General features: G+C 62.4%; 4 protein-coding genes. 1 reads left to right on the forward strand and 3 read right to left on the reverse strand.

The window, feature by feature from the left end:
• Nucleotides 1–827: SDR family oxidoreductase (locus PKA57_RS01175; protein WP_324297085.1), on the forward strand; the 827-nt coding region annotated here is incomplete at its 5' end.
• Nucleotides 828–905: 78 nt separating this feature from the next.
• Here the strand turns inward: PKA57_RS01175 and PKA57_RS01180 are convergent.
• The 3 genes from PKA57_RS01180 to PKA57_RS01190 all read right to left on the reverse strand — a co-directional run.
• The gene (locus PKA57_RS01180) at nucleotides 906–1643 is read right to left on the reverse strand and encodes a cell wall hydrolase (protein WP_324297086.1); all 738 of its coding nucleotides are present in this window, start codon (nucleotides 1641–1643) and stop codon (nucleotides 906–908) included.
• Between the two features lie 754 nt (nucleotides 1644–2397).
• Entirely contained in the window at nucleotides 2398–5085 is a 2688-nt protein-coding gene (gene ppdK / locus PKA57_RS01185; protein ID WP_324297087.1) for a pyruvate, phosphate dikinase, read from the reverse strand.
• Nucleotides 5086–5233: 148 nt separating this feature from the next.
• Nucleotides 5234–5722, reverse strand: a 489-nt coding sequence (locus tag PKA57_RS01190) for a DALR anticodon-binding domain-containing protein (protein WP_324297088.1), incomplete at its 5' end; no start/stop codon positions are given.

Here is a 5722-nt window from a genome sequence, read left to right on the forward strand (position 1 = left end):
TTATGGGAAGCGCGAATGGACGGAAGTCCATCTTCATCACGGGCGCCGCGTCGGGCATGGGCCGAGAGACAGCGCGCCTGTTCCGCGGCAAGGGCTGGTTCGTCGGCGGCTATGACCAGAACCTGGACGGGCTCAAGTCGCTGGAGGCCGAGCTTGGCGCGGATAACTGCATCGTCCGCCGCCTCGACGTGACCGACAAGCGCGACTTCGAGAAGGCCGTGGCCGAATTCGGCGCCGCGACAGGCGGCAAGATGGACATTCTCTACAACAATGCCGGCATCGGCGCTGGCGGCTTCTTCGACGAGCAGCCCTTCGAGGATGTCCTGAAGGTCGTCCATGTCAATTTCATCGGCGTGCTCAACGGCATTCATTCCGCCATCGGGCTTCTGAAGGCGACGCCGAACTCGCTCTGCTTCACCACCTCGTCCTCCTCGGCGACCTATGGCATGCCTGGCATCGCCGTCTATTCGGCGACGAAGCATGCGGTGAAGGGCCTGACGGAGGCGCTCTCGATCGAATTCCGCCGCTTCGGCGTGCGCGCGGCCGATGTGTTGCCCGGCCTCATCGACACGCCGATCCTGCCGCCGGGCGCAGTCGAGAACGCGCCGAAGGAAGGCATGTTCCGCGCCATTCCGCCGGTCGAGGTGGCGAAGGCCGTCTGGGAAGCCTATGGCTCGGACAAGCTCCACTGGTATGTCCCGCCGGAACTTGCCGAACTCGACAAGGCGGCAGGCAACATGCCCGAGATCGTCCGTGAACAGATCGCGACGACAGGACCCATCGCCCGCATGTTGCAGGAAGCAGAGACGGCCGGAAAGGCAGAGTAAGAGAAGCGCAGAAGCCAGTCTGCGAATACGAATGGCGGGTCCTCGGCTCCGCCATTTTCATTTCCGCACCCGGATGGATCAGGACGGGTCGGAATTATCCATCGGATCGGCCGGGCGGTAGAAGACGTGCTGGCCGATCTTCGCCACCTCGACCATGTAGCGCGCCCATGTCGGGCTCACATAGGTGGCGTGATAGAAGGTCGCCGGACCGACGATGCTGTTTCGCACCTTGCCCGAAAGAACGTAATGCGCAATGCGCTGCGCCTTGCGCCAGGCGACCGGGTCGCGCGGCTTGTCCATGTCGCCATTGCAGGCGAAGGAAAACTGGCACTGCTTCGCCTTCTGCCCCTGATAGACAACACCGCAAATGCTTGAAGGATACTGGCCCGACATGACGCGATTGAGAATGACATCGGCAACGGCGAGCTGGCCGACCACGCTTTCGCCACGTGCTTCGAAATAGACGCCCTCGGTGAGGCAGCGGCGTTCTTTTTCGAGATCCTTGAGATTGATCTGGATGCGCGGCTTGCTGATGGCGACGGCGTTGTGGACGAGCGACGTATCCGACTGACGGAAGACCGCGGGAATGACGACCGCCGCGTCGCGTTCCTCCACGCTCGCAAGAATGATGCTCTCGCGGTTGGGTTTCGGCGCTTCCGCCTTTGCGACCTGCGCTTCTGGCAGCGCTGCTTGCGTGGATGTGAAGCTTGAGAGCAGTGCGCCCGACACGACGGCGAGGCAGCACACGCCCGCTGTCACATGTATCGCGCCCGAGAGGGTGTGGCTCAAATCGAGCCACTCGAGAAGTTTACGCATCGTTCTCCAATCCGACCGCTTTGTTGTTCAATCAGTCCCCGGAGCATCCCGCTTCAGCGGTTTGCAGCCCCCTTTTCAGGGGAACCCGTTTCCGAGGCACTGCGGACAGCGCCGCCAGTACGTGCCAGAGCCCGATGCCATCCCGACACCTGGGCATTCACACACTTAACAAGGATGGTCCGATTAACACATGGTTTTGGGGCCCACAACCCATTCGTTGGCGCATAAATGAGCGAATCTTCTATGTCATTGGCATTTCGCCATTTTTTCCGCCGAAAAAATGAGAGTAACGCTGATTTTACGCGATTATTTTTCGTCTTATCGCGCCCTTTCGCCACATGCGCGCATTGATACGCAGGCTGATTCAATTTCAACCGTACTCAACAATGGCGAAAATTGGGCGAGCTCAAGGCGAAATAATTCAATGCTGTCAAGGCTTGTTCGCACGGCGAAAATTTTGCAGGACGCGAAGCCCCGCACGAGCGGAGCCACCGCAACGCACACGCCATATATATTCTGTATACTGTATATTTATTCGCGAGGCGGATTTCAAATATTAATCTGTATACAAATTAATTGCGCGACGGGCCAAACCTTGGCGCCCCCTGCCCCACGTGTCGTCGGGCTTGAAGGACGGGCTGCGGGCAATAAAAAAGGGGGCCGAAGCCCCCTTTTTCACATGGTTAAGATTAACCAGCCTGACGCCCTAAAACGGCGCCCTAAAACGGCGCACCGGAGCGACCCTGCTCGAGCCTCAGTCGTGGCCCGCATTGGCCGCGACCGCCAGCGCCGCCTGCGCGGCGGCAAGGCGGGCGATGGGCACCCGGTAGGGCGAGCAGGACACATAGTTGAGCCCCACCCCCTCACAGAAGGCGATGGAAGCCGGATCGCCGCCATGCTCGCCGCAAATTCCGAGCTTGATGCCGGGCCGGGCCTCGCGGCCGCGTTCGGCGGCAATGCTCACCAGTTCGCCCACGCCATCGGGGTCGAGCGAGACGAAGGGGTCCTGGGAGATGAGCTTCTTGGCCATATAGTCGTTCATGAAGCTCGCCGCGTCATCCCGGCTGATGCCATAGGTGGTCTGGGTCAAGTCATTGGTGCCGAAGGAGAAAAACTCGGCCGACTTGGCGATCTCCCGAGCCATGAGGGCGGCGCGCGGCAGCTCGATCATGGTGCCGATCTGATATTCGAGGCTGGTGCCCCTTTCCTTTTCGACGGCGCCCGCGACGGCGACGATCCTTTCCCTCAGCAGATCGAACTCGCCCTTCATGGCGACGAGCGGGATCATGACTTCCGGAATGACGGCCTCGCCCGTCTCATTGGCGGCCTCGATGGCGGCCTCGAAAATGGCGCGCGCCTGCATCTCGTAGATTTCGGGATAGGTGATCCCGAGCCGGCAGCCGCGATGGCCGAGCATGGGGTTGAACTCGTGAAGCTCCTGCACACGGCGGGCGAGCTTGTCGGCCGGCATGCCCGTCGTCTCGGAGACTTGCGCGATCTCTTCCGGCGTTTTCGGCAGGAACTCGTGAAGCGGCGGATCGAGCAGGCGGATCGTGACCGGCAACCCCTTCATGATGACGAAGAGCTGGCGGAAATCGTCGCGCTGCATCGGCAGGATTTTCTGCAGCGGCGCGCGGCGTCCCTTCTCGTCATCAGCAAGGATCATCTGGCGGACGGCCACGATGCGGGCCTCGTCGAAGAACATGTGCTCGGTGCGGCAAAGGCCGATCCCCTCGGCGCCGAACTTGCGCGCCGTCATCGCGTCGACGGGCGTTTCGGCGTTGGTACGCACCTTCATGCGGCGATAGGTGTCGGCCCAGCCCATGAGCGTCGCGAAATCGCCTGAAAGCTCCGGCTGGAGCATCGGCACTTCGCCCCTGATGACATGCCCGGTCGAACCGTCCACGGTGATGATGTCGCCCTTCTTCACCGTGACGCCCATCACGGTGAACTGCTCGGCCTTGTAGTCGATACGGATGGAGCCGACACCCGATACGCAAGGCCGGCCCATGCCGCGCGCGACGACCGCGGCGTGGCTCGTCATGCCGCCGCGCGTGGTGAGGATGGCGACGGCCGAATGCATGCCGTGAATGTCTTCCGGGCTCGTCTCGATGCGGACGAGAATGACGCGCCGCCCCTCGGCTCGCGCCGACGCCGCCTCGTCTGAGGAGAAGACGACTTCGCCGGACGCGGCGCCGGGCGATGCCGGAAGGCCGGTCGCGATGATGTCGCGCTCCGCATCTGGGTCGAGCGTCGGGTGGAGAAGCTGGTCGAGCGCGGCCGGGTCGACGCGCGTCACCGCCGTCTTCTCGTCGATCAGCCCTTCCCGCGCCATGTCGATCGCGATCTTCAGCGCCGCCCGCGCCGTGCGCTTGCCCGAGCGCGTCTGAAGCATCCAGAGCTTGCCGTTCTGCACCGTGAACTCGACATCCTGCATGTCGCGATAGTGCTTCTCGAGGCGGTCGAAGACGTCCGTGAGCTGGACGAAGACTTCCGGCATCGCCTCTTCCATCGAGGGCTTGCGATCGTTGGCCTCAAGCCGCGCCTTCTTCGTCAGCGACTGGGGCGTGCGGATGCCAGCCACCACGTCCTCACCCTGCGCATTGACCAGAAACTCGCCATAGATGGCATGTTCGCCCGTCGAGGGATTGCGCGTGAAGGCGACGCCAGTCGCGCTCGTCTCGCCCATATTGCCGAACACCATGGCCTGCACATTGACCGCCGTGCCCCAGCCTTCGGGAATATTGTGAAGGCGGCGATAGGTCTCGGCGCGCGCATTGCGCCAGGAGCCGAACACGGCGCCGATGGCGCCCCAGAGCTGCTCGTTCACATCCTGCGGAAAGGGCTTTCCAAGCTCTTCCTCGATGCGCTCCTTGTAGAGCGCGATGACCCTGAGCCAGTCCTCGGCGGTAAGCTCCGTATCCAGATTGAATTCGTGCTCTTCCTTGTAATATTCGAGGATCTCCTCGAAATTGTGGTGATCGACGCCGAGCACCACGTCGGAATACATCTGGATGAAGCGCCGGTAGCTGTCATAGGCGAAGCGCTTGTCGCCCGAGCGCAGTGCGAGCCCCTCAACGGTCGTGTCGTTGAGGCCGAGATTGAGCACCGTATCCATCATGCCGGGCATGGAGGCTCGGGCGCCGGAGCGCACGGAGACGAGAAGCGGGTTCTGCGCATCGCCGAAGCTCGCGCCGACAGACTGGCCGACAGCGGCAAGCGCGGCTTCTACCTGGCTTGCGAGTTCGGCCGGGTACTGACGGTCGTTCGCATAGAAGGCGGTACAGACTTCGGTGGTGATCGTAAAGCCCGGCGGCACGGGCAGGCCGAGATTGGACATCTCGGCGAGGTTCGCCCCCTTGCCGCCGAGAAGATTGCGCATCGACGCGGCGCCTTCCGCCTTGCCGTCACCGAAGGAATAGACCCACTTCTGTTCCGCCATTCGCTTACGCCTCTGGTTGGCCGTCTCTTGCCCGTCATGGCCCGGCTTTTTCGGGCTATCCACGCCCTGCTTCGCCATTATCGGCTGGAAAGACGTGGCTGCCCCGCATGAAGCGGAGCATGAAGGCAAATCTTGAGCGCGAGGGGGCTTATCCCTCGACCTTGGAAAAATCAGCGACCTCGTGCAGCGCGGCGCGGATCAGCGAGAGGAGCCGCAGCCTGTTTTCGCGCACGTCCTTTTCATCCGCATTCACGGTCACCTTGTCGAAGAAGGCATCGACCGGCGCGCGCAGCCGCGCAAGCGCCGTCATGGCGGCGGCGAAATCCTCGCGGCCGATGGCGTGCGTGGCCTCGGCGCGGGCCTCCTCGATGCGGTCGAAGAGAGTGCGCTCTTCGTCCTGGCGGAAAAGCGCCGGATCGGGCTCGCCGCCATAACTCGCCTTGTCCTTCTTCTCCTCGATATTGAGAATGTTGACCGCGCGCTTGTAGCCCGCGAGGAGATTTTTTCCATCCTCGCTGCCGAGGAAATCGGACAGCGCCTCCACGCGCATCACGATGAGGACGAGATCGTCCTGCGGCTGACCAAGCTGATTGAGCGCGAAAACCGCGTCCACGAGATCGTGCCGCGCGCCGCGATC

It is taken from the genome of Parvibaculum sp., from assembly GCF_035325945.1.
Classification (GTDB): domain Bacteria; phylum Pseudomonadota; class Alphaproteobacteria; order Parvibaculales; family Parvibaculaceae; genus Parvibaculum.

Excerpts from the sequence above, each read along its gene's own strand:
- PKA57_RS01180 (WP_324297086.1), bottom strand. The coding sequence starts at position 1,643 with ATGCGTAAACTTCTCGAGTGGCTCGATTTGAGCCACACCCTCTCGGGC.
- ppdK (WP_324297087.1), bottom strand. The coding sequence starts at position 5,085 with ATGGCGGAACAGAAGTGGGTCTATTCCTTCGGTGACGGCAAGGCGGAA.